We start from the raw sequence: 21,072 nt of genomic DNA, 5'->3' as shown, positions 1-21,072 counted from the left end.
ATGGCGCCTTGCGCCGGGAGCCGCGAACCCTGACCTTTGGCTTTGTGATTGTTTAGAACGGGGCTTTGGTCTATTCACGGCCCTAAAGCATTCGAGTTTTCGCGTGTCGGGACCGACTCGCCCTCCACCATGATCGAGCATCATTCATGACACGTCGCCGCCGTATCTACGAAGGCAAGGGCAAGATCCTTTACGAAGGCCCGGAGCCCGGCACGCTCGTTCAGTTCTTTAAGGACGACGCGACGGCGTTCAACAAGAAGAAGCACGAGGTCATCGACGGCAAGGGGGTGCTCAACAACCGCATCTCCGAATACATCTTCACGCACCTGAACCGGATCGGCATCCCCACGCACTTCATCCGCCGGCTGAACATGCGCGAACAGCTGATCAAGGAAGTCGAGATCATTCCGCTCGAGGTCGTGGTGCGCAACGTCGCGGCCGGCTCGCTGGCAACGCGCCTCGGCATCGAGGAGGGCACGGTGCTGCCCCGCTCGATCATCGAATTCTACTACAAGGCCGACGCGCTGAACGATCCGATGGTCTCGGAAGAGCACATCACCGCTTTCGGCTGGGCGAGCCCGCAGGAAATCGACGACATCATGGCGCTCGCCATTCGTGTCAACGACTTCCTCACCGGCCTCTTCCTCGGCGTCGGCATCCAGCTCGTCGACTTCAAGATCGAGACCGGCCGCCTGTTCGAAGGCGACATGATGCGGATCATCGTCGCCGACGAAATCTCGCCCGATTCCTGCCGCCTCTGGGACGTGCAGACACAAGACAAGCTGGACAAGGACCGGTTCCGCAGCGACATGGGCGGCCTCGTCGAGGCCTACCAGGAAGTGGCGCGGCGTCTCGGCATCATGAACGAGAACGAAACGCCCCGCCCTTCGGGGCCGGTGCTGGTCAAGTGACGCCCCTGCCGGCGTCGCATCCGGCGCCGGCGTTGAGACTGGTTCATTCGCAAGGCAGGCATATCACGTGATCAAGGCGCGCATCGTCGTCACCCTCAAGAACGGCGTTCTCGACCCGCAGGGCAAGGCCATAGAGGGAGCCCTCGGCACCCTCGGCTTCGGCGGCGTCCACGGCATCCGTCAGGGCAAGGTCTTCGACGTGGTGGTGGACGGAGACGACCGGGCCAAGGCCGAAACCGATCTGAAGGCGATGTGCGAGCAGTTGCTCGCCAACACCGTGATCGAGAATTACGCCGTCGAAATCGCCTGAGGTCGAAGATGAAATCCGCCGTCGTTCTCCTGCCGGGGCTCAACCGCGACCGCGACATGATCGCGGCGCTGACGAAGATCTCCGGTCAGGCACCCGTTACCGTCTGGCAGACCGACACCGAGATCCCGGACGTGGATCTCATCATCGTTCCCGGCGGCTTCTCCTTCGGCGACTACCTGCGCTGCGGCGCCATCGCCGCACGCTCTCCCGTGATGCGCGCCGTCGCTGCGCGGGCAGAGGCAGGTGTCGCAGTGCTGGGCGTCTGCAACGGCTTCCAGATCCTTTGCGAAGCGGGTCTCCTGCCGGGCGCCCTGATGCGCAACACAAGCCTGAAGTTCGTCTGCCGCGAGGTCAAGCTTGAAGTCGCCAACGCCGCGACACGCTTCACGTCGGCTTATTCGCAAGGCCAGATCATCCGCTCGCCCGTGGCCCATCACGACGGCAACTACTTTGCCGACGCCGAGACGCTGGAGCGCATCGAGGGCAACGGGCAGGTCGTCTTCCGCTACGCCGAGGGCACCAATCCGAACGGCGCGATCAACGACATCGCCGGCATCATGAACGAGCGCGGCAACGTGCTGGGCCTCATGCCGCATCCCGAGAACCTCATCGAGCCCGAGCATGGCGGCTCGGACGGACGCGGCATTTTCGAGAGCGCGCTGGGTCTTGGCTCGCGCGAGCTCGCGGCTTGAGCACGCATCGTCCCGGCCGTCGGCTTGCGTTGATCGGCGTGGCCACCGTCATGGCGCTGTCGGCCTGCAGTTCGCCGGCCCCACAACCGCGTCCGGCAGCCCCGCCCAAGCCGCCGCGTGGCGAGGCGGCCCTGCCCGTGATGGAGCGCGTGGCGCTTGCCGCGCGCGACTGCTGGTTCCGCGGCAAGGATCCGGCGTTCCGCGCCTTTCGCCTGGCGCCGGAGCTCGACTCCCATTCCGGCCGACCCCGCATCCTCGTGGTGCCCGCCGCCAATCCCGGCGGCCTTCCGCTGCTCGTCGTCGAAGGCCGCGGATCACCCGCTCAACTCGAGACCTTCGGACCTCTCCTCCAGACCGGCGAAGGCGCGCGGATCGCGCGCGACGTCGATCGGTGGGCCGCTGGCAACCGGACCTGCGCAACCTCTTGATCGCGTCTCACATGGCCCGCCATCCCGCGGTTCTCGCGTGGACCGTCCTCGCTCTTCTCATGGCGGCCGGCTTCACCCTGCTTGGCCTCGAATTGGGCGAGCGACCGTCCGCGCTGCAGTTCTTCGCAGAGAACGGGCCAATCGAGACGGTCGAGTGCCTGTTCCTGGCGATCGCGATCGTTCCGTTTTCGCTCGCGGCTATCAATCTGACGCGCGGCCATGCCCTCACCTGCATCGGCGTCATGGTGGTCATCGCCCTGATGATCGTTCGAGAGACCCCGCGCTGCGGCAGCATCTACTCCACCGCCGACGCCTGCCTTCCCGCCTCGGGAAAGCTGGTCGCCTACATCCTGATCGCAGTGGTGCTGACCCTGATGCTGGTGGCCAAGCGCTTCGTCCCCATGCGAAAATCCGCCTATCTGGTGATCAGCGAACATCGTTGGATCTGGCCGGTCGTCTGGGTCGTGGCGATCCTTGGGGGCGCACAACTGGCCGAGCATCTGCATGAGGTTGGCGTGGAGGAGATGCTCGAACTCTGCGCTTACCTCTATCTCGCCCTGATCGGCCTCTGGGTCCTCAGACATTCCTGCCAGTTGACCGACGCCTCGGCGCCGATCCGACGCGGAATGTGCCGGTGATTGCGGCGGAGGCGGCCGAGCGTCGTCCGGCAGCGTTCGCTCGAGGCGGGTCGAGCCTTGCGGGCGGCGTTCTGCTGGCCTGCGGCCTCGGTCTGACCAGTGGCTGCGCCGCGCCCGTCCGCGACGGACCGACGTCCTCCACCACCCGGCCCGCCACCGGCCTGACCACCGCGGCGCCCAGCGCAATCGAGCTGCGCTATCTCAGGCAGACGGCAGCTACGATCTATCGCGGCCGTCCGCTGGAGCGGAGCGCCGCTTTCCTGCCGTCCGCCGGCGACGGCTACCGCCTTTGCGTTCGCGCCGCCGTAAAGGGTGGATACGACCACACGCTGTTCACCCTGCAGCGCCGCATCGCAGAAGATTTCATCCCGCAGGCAGGCGACGACGTTCTCATCGAGCGAACGAGCGCAGCGACGATGCCGTGCCGCGATCCCCGGATCGACTGGATTTCGCTTCGTTGATCTTTCGGGCGGGATGATTCCCTCCTATAGACCAGACCGTTACACCCCAGTCGGAAAGAGGGTCGCCTTGACCGAGATCGCTATCACGCCCGAACTCGTCGCCAGCCATGGGCTGAAGCCCGACGAGTATCAGCGGATCCTGACGCTCATCGGTCGCGAGCCGACCATCACCGAACTCGGCATCTTCTCCGCCATGTGGAACGAGCACTGCTCGTACAAGTCCTCCAAGCGCTGGCTGCGCACCCTGCCGACGACAGGCCCCCGCGTCCTTCAGGGTCCTGGCGAGAATGCCGGCGTGGTGGATATCGGCGATGGCGACTGCGTGGTCTTCAAGATGGAGAGCCACAACCACCCCTCCTATATCGAGCCCTATCAAGGCGCGGCGACGGGCGTCGGCGGCATCCTGCGCGACGTCTTCACGATGGGCGCGCGGCCGATCGCGGCGATGAACGCGCTGCGCTTCGGTTCGCCGGATCATCCCAAGACCCGGCACCTCGTCTCCGGCGTCGTGGCGGGCGTCGGCGGCTACGGCAATTCCTTCGGCGTGCCGACCGTCGGCGGCGAGGTGAACTTCCACCCCCGCTACAACGGCAACTGCCTCGTCAACGCCTTCGCGGCCGGGCTCGCCAAGACCGACGCGATCTTCCTCTCGGAAGCCAAGGGCGTCGGCCTGCCCGTCGTCTATCTCGGCGCCAAGACCGGCCGAGACGGCGTCGGCGGTGCGACGATGGCCTCGGCCGAGTTCGACGAGAAGATCGAGGAGAAGCGCCCGACCGTGCAGGTCGGCGATCCCTTCACCGAGAAATGCCTGCTCGAAGCCTGCCTCGAACTGATGAAGACCGGCGCGGTCATCGCGATCCAGGACATGGGCGCCGCCGGCCTCACCTGCTCGGCGGTCGAGATGGGCGCCAAGGGCGACCTCGGCATCGAGCTCGACCTCAACAAGGTGCCGGTTCGCGAAGAGCGGATGACGCCCTATGAAATGATGCTGTCGGAAAGCCAGGAGCGTATGCTCATGGTGCTAGAGCCATCGAAGCGGGACGTGGCCGAGGCGATCTTCGTCAAGTGGGGCCTCGATTTCGCGGTCGTCGGCAAGACCACGGACGACCTGCGTTTCCGCATCCTCTTCGATGGGGCCGAGGTCGCCAATCTGCCGATCAAGGATCTCGGCGACCAGGCGCCGGAATACGACCGGCCATGGATCGAGCCCAAGCCCGCGAAATCAATCCACGCCGCCGACATTCCCGAGCCGACCGACTACGCCGCGACCCTCCTGAAGATCGTCGGCTCGCCCGACATCGCCTCGCGTCGCTGGGTGTTCGAGCAATACGACACGCTGATCCAGGGCAACTCGCTGCAGCGGCCGGGCGGCGACAGCGGCCTCGTGCGCGTCGAAGGCCATCCCACGAAGGCGCTGGCCTTCTCGTCCGATGTGACGCCCCGCTATTGCGAGGCCGATCCCTATCTCGGCGGGGCGCAGGCCGTGGCCGAATGCTGGCGCAACCTGACGGCGGTGGGCGCCGAGCCGCTGGCCGCGACCGACAATCTGAACTTCGGCAATCCCGAGAAGCCCGAGATCATGGGCCAGCTCGTCAAGGCCATCGAGGGCATTGGCGCTGCCTGCCGCGCGCTCGACTTCCCCATCGTCTCCGGCAACGTCTCGCTCTACAACGAGACGCAAGGGCACGCCATTTTGCCCACACCGACGATCGGCGGGGTCGGGCTGGTCGACGATCGCTCAAAGACGGCCTCGGTCGGTGGCTGGAAGGCCGGCGACGTCGTGTTCCTCGTCGGCGAGGATGGCGGGCATCTCGGCAGCTCGATCTACCTGCGGGAGATCGAGGGCCGCGAAGAGGGTGCGCCGCCGGCGGTGGATCTGGCAGCGGAAAAGCGCAACGGCGACTTCGTGCGCGGTCTCATCCGTTCCGGCCGGGTCACCGCCTGCCACGACCTGTCGGACGGCGGCCTCGGTGTCGCGCTGGCCGAGATGTGCATGGCCTCGAACCTCGGCGCCACCATCAATGCCGGCGGCGGTCTGTTGCATGCCCTGCTCTTCGGCGAGGATCAGGCGCGCTACGTCGTCTCCGTCGCGCCGGGCGATGCCGCGGCCCTCGCATCCGAGGCTGGCTCCGTGCCGCTTCGCGAGATCGGGCAGGTGGGCGGCGCGAGCCTCACCGTCAACGGCACCTTCTCGGTGGAGGTCGGCGAACTGCAGATCGCCCATGAAAGCTGGTTCCCCAACTTCATGGCCGGCACCCTGCCCGAGCATCCCGCAACGGCTTGAAGCGACGGGACGCCGGGTCGATTGCGACCCGTTTCCAAAGCCCCTATCCTCAACGCCAAAGGGCCGGATTCGACCATCCGGCTCCGGTGCAGGAGACGACCCATGCCGATGAACGCCCATGACATCGAGACGATGATCCGGCACGCCATCCCCGACGCCACCGTGACGATCCGTGATCTCGCGGGCGACGGAGACCATTACGCCGCCGAGGTGGTGGCCGAGAGCTTCCGGGGAAAGTCGCGTGTCCAGCAGCACCAGATGGTCTATCAGGCCCTGCAGGGCAACATGGGTGGCGTGCTGCACGCGCTGGCCCTTCAAACCAGCGCACCGAAGTAATATCTTCGCATCACGATAGGCGTGTCTTCCCCCGGGATTGCCGCCGCAGACGACAGATCGAGACTTCGCGTCGCCCGGCCGACGCTGACCCACGGGAACGGATCGCATGAGCGGAATCATTGACTGGATCGACAACGAGGTGAAGACGAACGACGTGGTCGTCTTCATGAAGGGCACGCCGGACTTCCCGCAGTGCGGCTTCTCCGGACAGGTCGTCCAGATCCTCAATCACCTCGGCGTCGACTACAAGGGCGTCAATGTCCTGTCCTCCGACGACCTTCGCACGGGCATCAAGGAATACGGTTCCTGGCCGACGATCCCGCAGGTCTACGTCAAGGGCGAGTTCGTCGGCGGCTGCGATATCCTGCGCGAGATGTTCCAGGCCGGCGAGTTGCAGGACTTCTTCGCCGACAAGGGCGTCGGCGCCAAGGCTGCCGCTCCCGTCGCCTGACCACGTTGCATCGTATTCGATGACGAAAGCCCGCTCGAAACCCGAGCGGGCTTTCGTCGTTGTGGCTGCATCTACCCCGACGCCCATCATCGTCAGGGCGCCTTGCTTTTCTCCCGATCGGGGGTAGAGAGGGGCACACCATCGGAAAGACCAGACAGATGTCGAACGCGCACGCCCAGACGCGAGGGATCCCCTATTGGGAACTCGTCACTCTCATCGCATGCCTGATGGCGCTGAACGCCGCCGCGATCGACATCTTCATTCCCGCGCTGACCAACATCAGCCGCTCGCTCGAACTCGCCAATCCCAACCAGGCGCAGTTCGTGATTTCGTCCTACGTGCTGGGCTTCGGCGTCGCGCAGATCGCCTACGGCACGCTATCGGATCGCTTCGGGCGTAGGCCCGTGCTGCTTTTCGGCCTCGGTGTCTATGTCCTTGCCTCGATTGCCGCGATCTTCTCCCCGACCTTCGGCGTGCTCCTGTTCTGGCGCCTCGTTCAAGGCATCGGCGCGGCCGCGACGCGCGTCATCGCGGTGTCGGTGGTGCGCGACTGCTTCGGCGGTGCACGGATGGCAAGCGTCATGTCGCTGGTCATGATGATCTTCATGGCGATCCCGGTCGTCGCCCCGAACATCGGTCAGGTCATCCTTCTGTTCGGCAACTGGCGCGAGATCTTCATCGCCATTGCGGTGTTCGGCAGCCTCATCACGGTCTGGGCCTATTTCCGCCTGCCCGAGACGCAGCACCCGGAAGATCGCCTACCGCTGACGGCCAAGCGCGTGACCGATGCATTCCGCATCGTACTGACCAACCGACGCGCCTTCGCCTACACGATGTCCACCGCCCTGATCTTCGGCGTGCTCTTCGCCTTCATCAATCAGGCCGAGCAGATCTACGGCCACGTCTACGATCTCGGACCGGCCTTCACGCTCTACTTCTCGGCCGGCGCGATCTTCATGGCGATCGCCTCGTTCAGCAATTCGCGGCTGGTCGAGCGCTTTGGCATGCGCCGGCTCTCGCACGGGGCGCTGTGCCTGTTCCTCGCGTTCAGCTCGATCCATCTGGCGATCGCGCTGGCTTCAGGCGGCGTACCGCCCTTCGCCGTCTTCCTGCCGCTGACAATCCTGACCTTCTGCATGTTCGGCTTTATCGGCACGAACTTCAATGCGCTGGCGATGGACCCGCTCGGCCACGTCGCGGGAACGGCCTCGTCGGTGCTCGGCTTCATGCAGACCTTCGGCGGCGGGATTCTTGGCGCGGCCATCGGCTACTTCTACGACGGCACGGTGATCCCGCTGCTTTGCGGCTACGTGGTCCTGTCGGCCGGCGCGCTGGTCTGCGTGCTCGTCGCCGAAGGCGGCACGCTGTTCAGCCGGGACGCGAAGGCATCGCACCTTCATGCCAAGGATCGAATCGCCGCCAGCCCTGCCGAATAGGGCCGGCGGCGATCAGGTTACGACGTCAGCCGATGGCGGGTGCCACGAGCGCGCGAACGGCCTTCCAGCTCGCCTCGTCCGGTGCGGTGATCAAGCCTCCGTCGATGTCGGTCGGCTTGTAGTCGCTGCCGTCGAAGCGGCGCACGACGCCGCCGGCCTCCTGCACGAGCAACGTGCCGGCGAGATGATCCCACGGCATGAGCTTGAGATAGAACTGGAAATGCAGGTGGCCCGAAGCCATCAGCCGGTACTCGTGCGCGGCCGTGCGGTAGTTGGCGAAGATGCGGATGTTGGCGAGTTCGTTCAGCAGCCGGCGCCGTTCCTCGCGCGGCAGGAAGCTCGACGACGCCACGCCGATCATCTCCTCGACGGGTGCCGCCGGGCGAACCGACAGTCTCACACGCTCGCCGTCCGGGCGCACGAGGAAGGACCCCGCCCCCTTCTCGGCGATCATGAAGTCGTCGCCCAGCGGATCGTAGATGATGCCGCCGATCGTCTCGCCGCGCGACACGACGGCCGCCATGACGCCGAAGAGCGGCGCCCCGGCGGCGAAGTTGGCGGTGCCGTCGATCGGGTCGACAACGATCGTCAAGTCCGACGAGCCGATGCGGGCCAGCAGCGCGGGATCGGCCGCGACGCCCTCCTCGCCGACGAAGAGCGCGTCGGGAAACGCTCCGGCGCAGGCATCCCGGATGAAGCGCTCGGCCGCCTCGTCGGCCTCCGTCACCAGATCCACCGCCGAGGTCTTCTCGCGGATGTCGCCTTCACCGAGGCGGCGGAATCGCGGCATGACCTCGGCGGCGGCGGCGTCGCGCAGGATCGTGGCGAGAGTGTCGATGTCGAAGGTCACGAGGCGGGATCCGTTTTCGGCTGGAGATTGGCGAAGTCGAAGAGCGAGGTGTCGAGGAGATGGCTCGGCCGAACCTGCGAGAGGGCGCGTGCGATCGTCTCCTTGCGGCCGGGAAAGCGCGTTTCGAGATCGCCGAGGAACGCCTTCATCGCGTTGCGCTGCAGACCATCCTGACTGCCGCAAAGGTCGCACGGGATGATGGGAAAGCGCATCGCCGCCGAGAACCGCGCGATGTCGTCCTCGCCGGACCGGATCAGCGGCCGCAGGACCAGGAGATCGCCCTCGTCGTTGAGAAGCTTGGCCGGCATCGCCGAGAGCTTGCCGCCGTGGAACATGTTGAGGAAAAAGGTCTCGAGGCTGTCGTCGCGGTGATGGCCGAGCACCAGCGCCTCGCAGCCCTCCTCGCGCGCGATGCGATAGAGGTTGCCGCGCCGCAGCCGCGAGCAGAGCGAGCAGTAGGTGCCGCCCGCCGGCACCTTCTCCTTCACCACCGAATAGGTGTCGCGATACTCGATGCGGTGGGCGATGCCGTAGCGCGTGAGGAAGTCCGGCAGAACGTGCTTGGGGAAGTTCGGCTGACCCTGGTCCAGGTTGCAGGCAAGCAGATCGACCGGCAGCAGGCCGCGCCATTGCAGGTCGTGCAGGAGGGCCAGCAGCGCGTAGGAGTCCTTGCCGCCCGAGATGCCGACGAGCCAGCGCGCACCCGGCCGCACCATCGCGTGAGAGTCGAGCGTCTCGCGGATCTCGCGCAGCAGGCGCTTGCGCAGCTTGCGGAAGGAGACGCTGTCGGGAACCTCGCGAAACAGCGGATGGGCGCCTTCGCCGGCGCTGTCGCTCGAACCCGCGGGCTCCTCGCGATCGCGATCGTCGATGACATGGAGCATGGCGGACCTCCCGGTGGGACGCGACCGCAGTACCAAGGCCGTGCCCAAAACAAAAGGCCGCCCGGAGGCGGCCTTTCGAAAAGCGTTGCGATGCGGCGGCTGCCGATCAGCGCGAGTAGAACTCGACCACGAGGTTCGGCTCCATGACGACCGGATACGGCACGTCATGCAGGCCGGGAACGCGCTGGTAGTTCACGACCATCTTGGAGTGATCGACCGACAGGTAGTCCGGCACGTCGCGCTCGGCGAGCTGGGTCGCCTCGATGACGATCGTCAGCTGCTTCGACTTCGGGCGAACCTCGATGACGTCGCCCTGCTTGCAGATGTAGGAGCCGATGTTCGTGCGCACGCCGTTGACGTTGACATGGCCGTGGTTGACGAACTGACGGGCCGCGAAGATCGTGGGAACGAGCTTGGCGCGGTAGACGAGCGCATCGAGACGCGACTCGAGCAGGCCGATCAGGTTCTCCGAGGTGTCGCCACGACGACGGGCGGCTTCCTCGTAGGTCTTGCGGAACTGCTTCTCGGAGATGTCGCCGTAGTAGCCCTTCAGCTTCTGCTTGGCGCGCAGCTGCGTGCCGAAGTCGGACATCTTGCCCTTGCGGCGCTGTCCGTGCTGGCCGGGGCCGTACTGGCGACGGTTCACCGGGGACTTCGGACGACCCCAGATGTTCTCGCCCATGCGGCGATCGAGTTTGTACTTGGAAGCTTCGCGCTTGCTCATCGCATTTCCTAAGAATGAGGCCGTCGCCGGATGATCCGCCCGGCCAGGAAACGCGCCCTCCTTTGCCCGCCTCCTTCGAGGAAGCGGCCGACAGAGCGGCCACACCAGTTGCGGCAGCTCACGGGACACGTAAAAACCGGCGGGACTTTCGTCCCGCCGATGCGCAGTTCCTAAGACTGGGAAGCCGTCGAGTCAACCATGGATCAACGGCGGGCGATCACCCAGATCGCATGCACGATGCCCGGAATGTAGCCGAAGAGCGTGAGCACGATGTTGATCCAGAAGTGCTTGCCGATGCCGACCTCCATGAAGACGCCGAGCGGCGGGAGGAGGATGGCGAAGATGATTTTGATCAGATCCATGGGACGCCCGTTCAAGTCTTGTTCAGTCAACGAACGGAATACGGGCCCAACCGTTCCCTTTCGACATGACCGGCCCAAGGGCCGTCCTGCCGCCGTGGCGGCTTAAAAAGCCCGGAAGGTCCGTCCCATGACCCACTCGATCCCGTCCCTTCGCGCGGTCCTGGCCGCCGTCGCCGTTCTCTCGGCCACCCCTGCGCTCGCCGACGCCAGCTTTCTCGATCGGTTCGAGGGACGCTTCGCCGGCAAGGGCTTCGTCCAGCGCGAGCAGGACACCTCGCCTCGCTCGGTGAGTTGCAGCGTCAACGGTACCAGACCCTCGACGAACGCACTGACGATCGCCGGCTCGTGCCGGGCGGCGATCATCGTGACCCGCAAGATCGGCGCCGACATTCGCTTCGACCGCGCCACGAACCGCTTCGCCGGGACCTATACGGGGTCCAGCCGTGGGCCGGCCCAGTTGTCGAACGGGCGCCTCAATGGCAACACGCTGACGCTCGACCTCACGTATCCGACGCCGGTGCATGGAGACCGCAACGCCGTCATGCGGATCACCAATGCCGGCGGCGGGCGGTTCACGCTGGCGGTCACCGATCAGGTGGACGGCGCGCCGAAGAAGACCTCGGACGTCACGCTGTCCAAGGGCTGACACTCAGGTGTGCAGGCCGAAACCATGGATCACGCGGCGTGTCGCGTAATCGATCTCGCCGGCGGTGAATACGGCGAGATCGAAGCCCTCGGGCAGCGAAGACGGGCGGTCCGGCAGGAAGCGCGACGCCTGCCGGGCGATGGCCTCGGCGGGGTCCAGCCAGTCCACCGGCCAGGGCGCCACCTTGCGAAAGGCGTTCGCGAGGAACGGATAGTGCGTGCAGGCCAGCGCCACGATATCGGTGCGCCGTCCGTCGCGCTCGCGAAAGCACGGCGCGATCTCCGCCTCCACCTCGTCGAGGCCGACGCGCTCGCCCCGGACATGCGCCTCCGCCATCGTCGCCAGCCGCACCGATCCAACGAGCTGCACCTCGCAGTCGCGTGCGAACTCGGCGATGAGCGATCGCGTATAGTCGCGCTTCACGGTGCCGGGCGTGGCGAGAACGCTGACGAGCTTCGAGCGCGAACGCTCAGCCGCCGGCTTCACCGCCGGAACGGTGCCGACGAAGGGGATCGTGAAGCGCGTGCGCAGGCTCGGCAGCACCAGCGTCGAGGCCGTATTGCAGGCGATGACCGCGAGTTGCGGCCGGTGCGTCTCGATCAGCGTGGCGAAGAGATCGCCGATGTGGCGGACCAGCGCGGCCTCCTCCCAGTTGCCATAGGGAAAGCCCGCGTCGTCGGCGACATAGACGAAGCGACGGTCCGGCATGACGACACGAAGCTCCCGCAAGACCGAGAGCCCGCCGATGCCGCTGTCGAAGACGAGGACCGGCGGCTCCTTCAAGCGCCCGCCTCCTCGTCGAGACGCCGGCGACGCTCCAGCGTGCGCAACACGCCGCGCAGGGTCCGCAGTTCCGGCTCCGAGAAGCCCGCGCGCGTCATCATGGTGCGCAGGTTGTGGACCATCGTGTCGCGCTTGGCCGGCGGGAAGAAGTAGCCGGCCTCGTCGAGCGTCGCCTCCAGATGCTCGAAGAAGCGATAGAGATCGTCCTTGCCGGCCTGCAACACTTCCGGGGCCTGGAAGCGGGGCGCGGCATTCTCGCCGAGCCCGGACTTCATCCACTCGTAGCTCATGAGAAGCACCGCCTGCGCGATGTTCAGCGAGGCGAAGGCGGGATTGACCGGGAAGGTCACGATCTCGTCGGCGAGATCGACCTCCTCGTTCGAGAGGCCGAAGCGCTCGCGCCCGAAGAGAATGCCAGAAGGCTGGTCGGTCTCGAAGCGCCGGCGCAGCTCCATCGCGGCAGAATCCGGCCCGCGCACGGGCTTCACCGAGTAGCGGGGACGGGCCGTCGTCGCCAAGAGATAGCGAAGGTCGGCAGCCGCCGCCTCGACGCTGTCGAACAGTCGGACGGCATCGATCACGTGGTCGGCACGCGAAGCGCTCGCCCGCGCCCGCTCGTTCGGCCAGCCGTCGCGCGGGTTGACGAGACGCAGGTCGCTCAGGCCGAAATTGGCCATGGCGCGCGCCACCATGCCGATATTTTCGCCGAGCTGCGGCTCCACGAGGATGATCGCCGGTCCGCCTGCCAGGTTCTCGTCGCTTCGGTTCGTGCCGGCCAAGGGGGTCTCTTTCGTCTTCAACCAGATCCGTTCGCTCGCTGAGTAAACGAGCGCTTGGCGTTGCGCAAAGGCCCGGCGACGAAGGCAGCCCGAAAACCGGCACGTCGCTTTGCCTTCCCCGGTGCGAATGCTATAGGCGCGGAACATGCGCGGGGGGCGGATCGGCCCCCTTCTTCCGACACACGTCGCCGCCGACGGCGGGACGGTCTCCCAAGGGAAAATCAGCGATGGCGAAGATCAAGGTCGACAATCCGGTCGTGGAGCTCGACGGCGACGAGATGACCCGGATCATCTGGCAGGCGATCAAGGACAAGCTGATCCACCCCTATCTCGACATCGATCTCGAATATTACGACCTCTCGGTCGAGAACCGCGACGCCACCGGCGACCAGGTGACGATCGACTCCGCCCACGCCATCAAGAAGCACGGCGTCGGCGTGAAGTGCGCCACCATTACCCCCGACGAGCAGCGCGTCGAGGAGTTCAAGCTCAAGAAGATGTGGAAGTCGCCGAACGGCACGATCCGCAACATCCTCGGCGGCGTGATCTTCCGCGAGCCGATCATCATGCAGAACGTGCCGCGCCTCGTGCCCGGTTGGACGCAGCCGATCATCGTCGGACGCCATGCCTTCGGCGATCAGTACCGCGCCACCGACTTCAAGTTCCCCGGCAAGGGCACGCTGACGATCAAGTTCGTCGGCGAGGACGGCGAGGTCATCGAGCACGAGGTCTATCAGGCGCCTTCCGCCGGCGTCGCGATGGCGATGTACAATCTCGACGATTCGATCCGCGAGTTCGCCCGCGCCTCGCTGAACTACGGCCTGCTGCGCAACTACCCGGTCTACCTTTCGACCAAGAACACGATCCTCAAGGCCTATGACGGCCGCTTCAAGGACATCTTCCAGGAGGTGTTCGACGCCGAGTTCAAGGCCGAGTTCGATAAGCGCAAGCTGACCTACGAACACCGCCTGATCGACGACATGGTGGCGTCGGCGCTCAAGTGGTCGGGTGGTTATGTCTGGGCCTGCAAGAACTACGACGGCGACGTGCAGTCCGACATCGTGGCGCAGGGCTTCGGCTCGCTCGGCCTGATGACCTCGGTGCTGATGACGCCGGACGGCCAGACCGTGGAAGCCGAAGCCGCGCACGGCACCGTGACCCGCCATTACCGCCAGCACCAGAAGGGCCAGGAGACGTCGACGAACTCGATCGCCTCCATCTTCGCCTGGACCCGGGGCCTCGCCCACCGCGCCAAGCTCGACAACAACGAGGCGCTGAAGCAGTTCGCCGACACGCTGGAAGCCGTCTGCGTCCAGACCGTCGAAGCCGGTCACATGACCAAGGACCTGGCGCTTCTCATCGGACCGGAGCAGCCCTGGCTCTCGACCACCGGCTTCCTCGACAAGATCGACGAGAACCTCCAGAAGGCGATGGCGGCATAAGCATCCGCAACCTGGACGACGACGAAGACGCCCGGCCTTGCGGCCGGGTTTTTCGCTTGGGATCGCGAATTTGTCGAGGAACTCGTCCGAAAATTTTTCGTTAGGAGCTCATTAATCCATACGGAGATCTTAGAATGCATCGCATGCTTCTCGCCGCGACCACTGCCGTCCTCCTGTCCGGCGCCGCTGCCCAGGCTCAGAACGCCCCCCTCGTCGAAGTTGCCGACAACGTCGTCCTCCAGCCGTGGAACAAGACCGTCGACGCCATCGAGGATGCCAAGGTCCTCAAAAGCGGGGACGGCGTGGAACTCGGTGAAGTCGAGGAAGTGCTCGGAAGCGACGCCAACACGCCGGTCGCCCTCGTGGTGGACTTCGACGGCGCGACCACCGGCTTCACGGGATCCAAGGTGATCCCCCTCGACCGCTTCACGCCGGACGGCGCCCGGCTGACGCTGACGACCTCGGCCGTCGAAGTGGCTTCCTTCCCCAATTACCGCGACTGACGAAAGCAAAAGGGGCGCCGCGAGGCGCCCCTTTTCCGTTACTGAAGCCGACATCTTCCGTAGAAGAGCCGTCCGGTATCAGGCCGCGAGCGAGGCCTCGATCGCGGTAATAGCTTCGTCCGCCTTTTCGGCATCTGGTCCGCCGGCCTGCGCCATGTCCGGCCGTCCTCCGCCGCCCTTGCCGCCGATCGCCTCCGACGCCGCCCGCACGAGATCAACGGCGCTGAAACGCGTGGTCAGATCGGCGGTCACGCCGACCACGACGCTTGCCTTGCCGTCGGCAAGGCCGATGAAGGCAACGACGCCGGAGCCAAGGCCTGCCTTAGCCTCGTCGACCATGCCCTTCAGGTCCTTCGCGGCAACGCCGTCGAGAACGCGCCCGACGAACTGGACGCCGCCGATCTCCTTGGGCGCGGCGGCAGCAGTCGATCCGTCGCCGGCTAGAGCCAGCTTCTTCTTGGCCTCGGTGAGTTCACGCTCCAAGCGGCGACGCTCGTCGACCAACGTCTCGACGCGCTCAGTGATCTCGCTTGGCCCGACCTTCAGCGAGGCGGCGATGCGGCGCACCCGCGCATCCTGCTCTAGAAGATAGTCGCGAGCCGCCGCACCCGTCAGCGCCTCGACGCGGCGCACGCCAGCGCCCACCGCGCTTTCGGAGAGAACGTGGACAAGACCGATATCGCCGGTAGCGCGCGCATGGGTGCCGCCGCAGAGCTCGATCGAATAGGCGGCCTTGCCGTCCTTCGGGAGGCCCATCGACACGACGCGAACCTCGTCGCCGTACTTTTCGCCGAACAGCGCCATGGCGCCGAGCGCGATCGCGTCGTCCACCGCCATCAGCCGCGTCTCGATCGGCGCGTTGTCGAGCACCACGGCGTTGGCGAGCGCCTCGACGCGCGCCAGCTCCGCAGCATCGAGGGGCTTGGGATGGGAGAAATCGAACCGCAGACGATCGGCCGAGACCATCGAGCCCTTCTGCGCGACATGCGTGCCGAGAACTTCGCGCAGGCCCTCATGCAGCAGGTGGGTGGCGGAATGGTTGGAGCGGATCTTCGTGCGACGGGTGTGATCGACGACGAGTTCCAGCGCGGCGCCCTTGCGCAGCGTGCCCTCGACGACCGTGCCACGATGGATGAAGAGCCCGTTGGCGACCTTCTGCGTATCCGTCACCTCGAAACGAACGCCCTCGCCCTTCAGGATGCCGGTATCGCCGACCTGACCGCCGGACTCGCCGTAGAACGGGGTCTGGTTGAGGACGATCGCCGCCTCCTCGCCCGTCGACGCCGCATCGACTTCTGCGCCGGCCTTCACGATGGCGCGCACCTGCCCCTCGGCCGTCTCGGTGTCGTAGCCGAGAAACTCGGTCGCGCCTTCGCGCTCGCGGATCGCGAACCACACCGTCTCGGCCGCCGCCTCGCCGGATCCGACCCAGGACGCGCGCGCTTCCGCCTTCTGGCGCTGCATCGCATCGTCGAAGGAGCCGAGATCGACGCCGATGCCACGCGCACGCAACGCGTCCTGCGTCAGGTCGAGCGGGAAGCCGTAGGTGTCGTAAAGCTTGAACGCGGTCTCGCCGTCGAGGCTGTCGCCGGTCGCCAGCGACGCCGTGGCGTCGTTCAGCAGCGTGAGGCCGCGATCGAGCGTCGTCAGGAAGCGCTTCTCTTCCAGCTTCAACGTCTCGGTGATCAGCGCCTCGGCCCGCACCAGTTCGGGATAGGCGCGGCCCATCTCGGCGACGAGCGCGGGCAGCAGGCGAAACAGCACCGGCTCGCGTGCTCCCAGCAGCTTCGCATGGCGCATGGCGCGGCGCATGATGCGACGCAGGACATAGCCACGTCCCTCGTTCGACGGCAGCACGCCATCGGCGATGAGGAAGGCGGTGGAGCGCAGGTGATCGGCGATGACGCGGTGGCTCGCCACCTGCTCCTCACTCTGCGGCGCGCCGATGGCCTCGACCGAGGCCCGGATCAGCGCCTTGAAGAGGTCGATGTCGTAATTGTTGTGGACGCCTTGCAGTACGGCGGCGACGCGCTCGAGACCCATGCCGGTGTCGATCGAGGGGCGCGGCAGGGCGACGCGGTTGCCCGGCGCGATCTGCTCGAACTGCATGAAGACGAGGTTCCAGATCTCGATGAACCGGTCGCCGTCCTCCTCGGCGCTACCGGGAGGGCCGCCCCAGATGTGGTCGCCATGATCATAGAAGATCTCGGAGCACGGGCCGCAGGGGCCGGTTTCGCCCATCGACCAGAAATTGTCGGAGGTGGCGATCCGGATGATGCGGTCATCGCCCAGACCGGCGATCTTGCGCCAAAGCGAGGCGGCATCCTCGTCTTCCGCATAGACGGTGACGAGCAGCTTCTCCTTCGGGAGGGCGAACTCCTTGGTGATCAGGTTCCACGCCAGCTCGATCGCACGTTCCTTGAAATAGTCGCCGAACGAGAAATTGCCGAGCATTTCGAAGAACGTATGGTGACGCGCGGTGTAGCCGACATTGTCGAGATCGTTGTGCTTGCCGCCGGCGCGCACGCATTTCTGCGAGGTCGCGGCCCGCGAATAAGGGCGCGACTCCAGCCCGGTGAAGACGTTCTTGAACTGCACCATGCCGGCATTGGTGAACATCAATGTCGGATCGTTGCGAGGCACCAGCGGCGACGAAGCGACCGGCTCGTGCCCGTTCTTCGCGAAGTACTGAAGAAACGTCGACCGGATCTCGTTCACGCCGCTCATGAGAACACCTTGAGGCTTGCAAAAAGAGCGCTGGACGAACCACCGCTGGGTGCCGCCTTTTAACCAGACGCCAAAACCCTGTCCATGGCGCCGGTCCCTCGGGGCCATGGCTCGCTCGGGCGACCGGTCGCGGTTCGATCCAACGTCCGGATACGAAAACGCCCGCGATCTCCGCGGGCGCTTTCGGTCTGTTTGGAAGCGGAGATCAGGCCTCCGGTGCGTCGTCGTCGTCCGGCTCAGGGCCTGTGTCGAGCAACTGCTCGGCGATCAGCCCCGCATTCTGGCGAATCGCCAGTTCGAGTTCGGCGGCCAGCGCCGGATTGTCCCGCAGCGTCTGCTTGGAGTTCTCGCGACCCTGCCCCAGCCGCTGGCTGTTGTAGGAGAACCAGGCACCGGATTTCTCGACGATACCGGCCTTGACGCCCAGGTCGACGAGTTCGCCGACCTTCGACACGCCCTCGCCGTACATGATGTCGAACTCGACCTGCTTGAAGGGCGGCGCCAGCTTGTTCTTGACCACCTTCACGCGGGTCTGGTTGCCCGTCACCTCTTCGCGGTCCTTGATCGCGCCGATGCGGCGGATGTCGAGGCGCACGGAGGCGTAGAACTTCAGCGCGTTGCCGCCGGTCGTCGTCTCGGGCGAGCCGAACATGACGCCGATCTTCATGCGGATCTGGTTGATGAAGATAACCATGCACTTGGAACGCGAGATGGAACCGGTCAGCTTACGCAGCGCCTGGCTCATCAGGCGCGCCTGCATGCCCGGCAACGAGTCGCCCATTTCGCCCTCGATTTCGGCTCGCGGCGTCAACGCCGCCACCGAATCGACCACCAGCACGTCGATCGCGCCGGAGCGCACGAGCGTGTCGACGATTTCAAGCGCCTGTTCACCCGTGTCGGGCTGCGAGATCAGGAGGTTTTCCAGATCGACGCCGAGCTTGCGGGCATAGACGGGATCGAGCGCGTGCTCGGCATCGACGAAGGCACAGATGCCGCCGGACTTCTGCGCTTCCGCCACCGTGTGCAGCGCCAGCGTCGTCTTGCCCGACGATTCCGGACCGTAGATCTCGACGATACGACCCTTGGGCAGACCGCCCACACCGAGTGCGATGTCGAGGCCGAGCGAGCCGGTCGAGATCGTCTGCACTTCGACGATCTTCTCGTTTGCGCCGAGGCGCATGATCGAGCCCTTGCCGAAGGCACGCTCGATCTGCGAAAGCGCTGCGTCGAGTGCCTTGTTCTTGTCCACCGATGTATCCTCAACGAGACGAAGTGAATTCTGGGCCATGTCGGCGAGACCTTATTCCACGGGGTGGTACGGGGCGCAATCGGATTGGCAATGACGAAGATGTACTCTTTTTGTTCTCATCCCGCAAGCTGTGATCCGGCTTTGTTCGCATTCCGTCCTCTTGATTCGCACGGTCCTTTCCGGGGCCATGAATGACCGAACCGTCGACGCCGACAGCAGCGTCCGCGCCGCTCGTGATCCTGATCGGCGCTGCTCACGTGGATCGGATCGCACGATCCCACCCTCCCTATCGCCCTCAAGCGTCCAACCCCGGCCATCTCACCGAGCGCGTCGGAGGTGCAGCCTTCAACGCCGCTATGGCGCTCCAGCAGTTCGGAACCGCTGCGTTTCTCGTCTCGGTGCGCGGAGGTGACGCGGGCGGGGCGAGCGTCGAAGCGGCCTTGGCGGATCGCGGGATCGGCGACGGCTCGCTGACTTGGCTCGACCGCGCGACCCCGACCTACACCGCCATCCTCGATGATCGCGGCGAGCTGGTGGCCGGAATTGCCGACATGGCACTCTACGATCTCATGACCCCGCGCGTCCTATCGCGCAAGCATCTGCGCCTTCAGCTCGACGCCGGCGCCGCCCTGCTCGTTGATGCCAATCTTCCGGCGGAGACACTCTTGGATCTCGCATACGCCCGGCGCAGTCCGGTCGCGGCGATCGGCGTCTCGCCGGGCAAGGTCGGAAGGCTTGCGGCGGCCCTGCCGCGCCTCGCCATGCTCTTCGTCTCCCGCCTCGAAGCCGCGGCTCTGGCCGCATGCGAGCCGGACGCCGAGCCTCGCGTGTTCGTTCAGGCGCTCACGGCCGCGGGACTTCGTCGCGCCGTCATCACCGACGGTCCGCGCGAGGCCTGGATCGTCGAGGACGGACAGATCTTTGCGCAGGCACCGCCGCCCGTCGATGCCGTCCGCGACGTGACCGGCGCGGGCGACACGCTCGCCGCCGTCACCCTCGCCGAGTGTCTGAACAGAGCCTCCTTCCGCCAGGCGGCGCGAACGGGAATGGCGGCCGCCAGCCTTCATATCGCCGCAGGTCTGTCGCCCGGCTGTGCGGAAACCTGCCGAAACCTCGGCGCCGATCTGGCGCCGCTTCGTCCCATCGCCTAGACGAGTTTGCCCATGCGCCTGCCTTTCACCACCTCGCCCGCCGTCGAGGCCGCTCTTTCCGAGGGACGGCCCGTTGTCGCGCTGGAATCGACGATCATCACCCACGGAATGCCGTGGCCGCAAAACCTGGAAATGGCCCGCGGTGTCGAGCAGTTGATCCGCGATGCCGGCGCCGAGCCGGCGACGATCGTCGTCATCGACGGCACCCTGCACATCGGCCTCACCGACGCCGAACTCGAAGCGCTGGCGCAGACGCGTGACGCGCTCAAGCTGTCGCGCGCCGACCTCGCCTATGCGGTCGCCGCCAAGCGAACGGGATCGACCACGGTCGCCGCGACGATGATCGCGGCGGCACTGGCCGGCATCGAGGTCTTCGCCACCGGCGGCGTCGGCGGCGTGCATCGCGGCGCCGAGACCTCGTTCGATATCTCCGCCGATCTCGAAGAGCTGGCGCGCACGCCGGTGATCGTCGTCTCGGCCGGCGCCAAGGCGATCCTCGATCTGAAGAAGACATTCGAAGTGCTTGAAACGAAAGGCGTTCCCGTCGTCGGCTTCGGCGTCGACGAGCTTCCGGCCTTCTGGTCGCGCTCGTCCGGCATCGCATCTCCCATCCGCCTCGACAGCGCGGCGGAGATCGCGGCCTTCCAGCAGGCTCGCGAGGCGTTGGCCATCGACGGGGGAATGCTGATCGCCAACCCCTTGCCGTCGGATCTCGAGATCGACACGGCGACGATCGGCAGCTGGATCGACGTCGCGCTGGCCGATTCCGAGCGCGACGGGATCAGCGGCAAGGCTGCAACGCCCTACCTGCTCAAGCGGATTTTCGAGCTGAGCGAGGGCCGCTCGCTGGCCACCAACATCAATCTCGTTCGCTCGAACGCGCGGCTGGCCGCCGAGATCGCCGTGGCGCTCAAGGCCCTCGACGACGCCTGATGAAGCTCGGCCGGCGGGCGGCCGATGGTCGCCCGCACCACGGCAACCGGATCGTCGGGAACGGCGCTACCGCGAGCGGCATGGGTGAGACA

The 21,072-nt window shown here is 65.9% G+C and carries 23 protein-coding genes; 15 read left to right on the top strand and 8 right to left on the bottom strand.

The genetic code is table 11. The features are described from left to right. The first annotated feature begins 146 nt into the window (after positions 1–146). The 10 genes from purC to AUL33_RS17690 all read left to right on the top strand — a co-directional run bounded on the left by purC (position 147) and on the right by AUL33_RS17690 (position 7,947). Positions 147–911, top strand: a complete 765-nt coding sequence (gene purC, locus AUL33_RS17735; RefSeq protein ID WP_062211327.1) for a phosphoribosylaminoimidazolesuccinocarboxamide synthase — start codon at positions 147–149, stop codon at positions 909–911. 67 nt (positions 912–978) lie between these two features. Continuing rightward, positions 979–1,221 carry a phosphoribosylformylglycinamidine synthase subunit PurS gene (gene purS / locus AUL33_RS17730; protein ID WP_062211324.1) on the top strand — a complete coding sequence of 81 codons (243 nt, stop codon included), beginning with the start codon at positions 979–981 and terminating at the stop codon, positions 1,219–1,221. Positions 1,222–1,229: 8 nt separating this feature from the next. Further along, positions 1,230–1,913 carry a phosphoribosylformylglycinamidine synthase subunit PurQ gene (gene purQ, locus AUL33_RS17725; RefSeq protein WP_062211321.1) on the top strand — a complete coding sequence of 228 codons (684 nt, stop codon included), beginning with the start codon at positions 1,230–1,232 and terminating at the stop codon, positions 1,911–1,913. Positions 1,914–1,963: 50 nt separating this feature from the next. Next, a complete protein-coding gene (locus AUL33_RS17720) occupies positions 1,964–2,341 on the top strand; it encodes a hypothetical protein (protein ID WP_062211451.1) in 378 nt (125 codons plus the stop codon). 59 nt (positions 2,342–2,400) lie between these two features. Beyond that, entirely contained in the window at positions 2,401–2,979 is a 579-nt protein-coding gene (locus AUL33_RS17715; protein WP_156419472.1) for a hypothetical protein, read from the top strand. Further along, the gene (locus AUL33_RS17710; protein ID WP_062211315.1) at positions 2,970–3,440 is read left to right on the top strand and encodes a hypothetical protein; all 471 of its coding nucleotides are present in this window, start codon (positions 2,970–2,972) and stop codon (positions 3,438–3,440) included. The genes AUL33_RS17715 and AUL33_RS17710 overlap by 10 nt, the downstream gene beginning before the upstream one ends. A 13-nt stretch (positions 3,441–3,453) precedes the next feature. Then, positions 3,454–5,724: a phosphoribosylformylglycinamidine synthase subunit PurL gene (purL, locus tag AUL33_RS17705; RefSeq protein ID WP_062211312.1), complete on the top strand. Its 2,271-nt coding sequence runs from the start codon at positions 3,454–3,456 to the stop codon at positions 5,722–5,724. Positions 5,725–5,826: 102 nt separating this feature from the next. After that, entirely contained in the window at positions 5,827–6,060 is a 234-nt protein-coding gene (locus AUL33_RS17700; RefSeq protein WP_062211309.1) for a BolA/IbaG family iron-sulfur metabolism protein, read from the top strand. A 106-nt stretch (positions 6,061–6,166) separates the two neighbouring features. Next, entirely contained in the window at positions 6,167–6,511 is a 345-nt protein-coding gene (gene grxD / locus AUL33_RS17695; RefSeq protein WP_062211306.1) for a Grx4 family monothiol glutaredoxin, read from the top strand. Positions 6,512–6,669: 158 nt separating this feature from the next. Beyond that, on the top strand, positions 6,670–7,947 hold the full coding sequence (locus AUL33_RS17690) for a multidrug effflux MFS transporter (protein WP_062211303.1): 1,278 nt from the start codon (positions 6,670–6,672) through the stop codon (positions 7,945–7,947). 25 nt (positions 7,948–7,972) lie between these two features. Here the strand turns inward: AUL33_RS17690 and AUL33_RS17685 are convergent, their stop codons facing one another. The 4 genes from AUL33_RS17685 to AUL33_RS21740 all read right to left on the bottom strand — a co-directional run bounded on the left by AUL33_RS17685 (position 7,973) and on the right by AUL33_RS21740 (position 10,767). Next, a complete protein-coding gene (locus AUL33_RS17685) occupies positions 7,973–8,797 on the bottom strand; it encodes an inositol monophosphatase family protein (RefSeq protein ID WP_062211300.1) in 825 nt (274 codons plus the stop codon). Continuing rightward, positions 8,794–9,681, bottom strand: a complete 888-nt coding sequence (gene ttcA, locus AUL33_RS17680) for a tRNA 2-thiocytidine(32) synthetase TtcA (RefSeq protein WP_062211297.1) — start codon at positions 9,679–9,681, stop codon at positions 8,794–8,796. Before ttcA ends, AUL33_RS17685 begins: the two co-directional genes overlap by 4 nt. Positions 9,682–9,787: 106 nt before the next feature. Beyond that, entirely contained in the window at positions 9,788–10,405 is a 618-nt protein-coding gene (gene rpsD, locus AUL33_RS17675; protein WP_062211295.1) for a 30S ribosomal protein S4, read from the bottom strand. A gap of 203 nt (positions 10,406–10,608) precedes the next feature. Then, complete coding sequence (locus AUL33_RS21740) at positions 10,609–10,767, bottom strand: YqaE/Pmp3 family membrane protein (RefSeq protein WP_082652702.1); 159 nt, start codon at positions 10,765–10,767, stop codon at positions 10,609–10,611. Positions 10,768–10,894: 127 nt separating this feature from the next. Between AUL33_RS21740 and AUL33_RS17670 the strand changes: the two genes are divergently transcribed. Next, positions 10,895–11,413 carry a hypothetical protein gene (locus AUL33_RS17670; RefSeq protein WP_062211294.1) on the top strand — a complete coding sequence of 173 codons (519 nt, stop codon included), beginning with the start codon at positions 10,895–10,897 and terminating at the stop codon, positions 11,411–11,413. 3 nt (positions 11,414–11,416) lie between these two features. On the opposite strand, the gene murI is transcribed toward AUL33_RS17670, so the two are convergent. Together murI and AUL33_RS17660 are read right to left on the bottom strand one after the other, a co-directional pair. After that, positions 11,417–12,196: a glutamate racemase gene (gene murI, locus AUL33_RS17665; RefSeq protein ID WP_062211292.1), complete on the bottom strand. Its 780-nt coding sequence runs from the start codon at positions 12,194–12,196 to the stop codon at positions 11,417–11,419. Further along, positions 12,193–12,975: an RNA methyltransferase gene (locus AUL33_RS17660; RefSeq protein ID WP_062211290.1), complete on the bottom strand. Its 783-nt coding sequence runs from the start codon at positions 12,973–12,975 to the stop codon at positions 12,193–12,195. Before AUL33_RS17660 ends, murI begins: the two co-directional genes overlap by 4 nt. Before the next feature lie 227 nt (positions 12,976–13,202). On the opposite strand from AUL33_RS17660, the gene AUL33_RS17655 reads away from it, so the two are divergent. Both AUL33_RS17655 and AUL33_RS17650 read left to right on the top strand, forming a co-directional pair. Further along, entirely contained in the window at positions 13,203–14,417 is a 1,215-nt protein-coding gene (locus AUL33_RS17655; protein ID WP_062211288.1) for an NADP-dependent isocitrate dehydrogenase, read from the top strand. A 134-nt stretch (positions 14,418–14,551) separates the two neighbouring features. Then, positions 14,552–14,920, top strand: coding sequence for a hypothetical protein (locus AUL33_RS17650; RefSeq protein WP_062211286.1), 369 nt, complete (start codon positions 14,552–14,554; stop codon positions 14,918–14,920). Positions 14,921–14,998: 78 nt separating this feature from the next. Here AUL33_RS17650 and alaS read toward each other — a convergent pair whose 3' ends face one another. Together alaS and recA are read right to left on the bottom strand one after the other, a co-directional pair. Beyond that, the gene (gene alaS, locus AUL33_RS17645; protein ID WP_062211284.1) at positions 14,999–17,647 is read right to left on the bottom strand and encodes an alanine--tRNA ligase; all 2,649 of its coding nucleotides are present in this window, start codon (positions 17,645–17,647) and stop codon (positions 14,999–15,001) included. 205 nt (positions 17,648–17,852) lie between these two features. Then, a complete protein-coding gene (recA, locus tag AUL33_RS17640) occupies positions 17,853–18,935 on the bottom strand; it encodes a recombinase RecA (RefSeq protein WP_062211281.1) in 1,083 nt (360 codons plus the stop codon). A gap of 152 nt (positions 18,936–19,087) precedes the next feature. On the opposite strand from recA, the gene AUL33_RS17635 reads away from it, so the two are divergent. Together AUL33_RS17635 and AUL33_RS17630 are read left to right on the top strand one after the other, a co-directional pair. Further along, on the top strand, positions 19,088–20,047 hold the full coding sequence (locus AUL33_RS17635) for a carbohydrate kinase family protein (RefSeq protein ID WP_082652701.1): 960 nt from the start codon (positions 19,088–19,090) through the stop codon (positions 20,045–20,047). Positions 20,048–20,059: 12 nt separating this feature from the next. Continuing rightward, positions 20,060–20,980 carry a pseudouridine-5'-phosphate glycosidase gene (locus AUL33_RS17630; RefSeq protein ID WP_062211275.1) on the top strand — a complete coding sequence of 307 codons (921 nt, stop codon included), beginning with the start codon at positions 20,060–20,062 and terminating at the stop codon, positions 20,978–20,980. The last annotated feature ends 92 nt before the right edge of the window (positions 20,981–21,072 follow it).

This window comes from Aureimonas sp. AU12, from assembly GCF_001463705.1.
Classification (GTDB): domain Bacteria; phylum Pseudomonadota; class Alphaproteobacteria; order Rhizobiales; family Rhizobiaceae; genus Aureimonas.
Note: the sequence above shows the minus strand (reverse complement) of the source record. Positions and strands in the feature narration are given on the sequence as shown.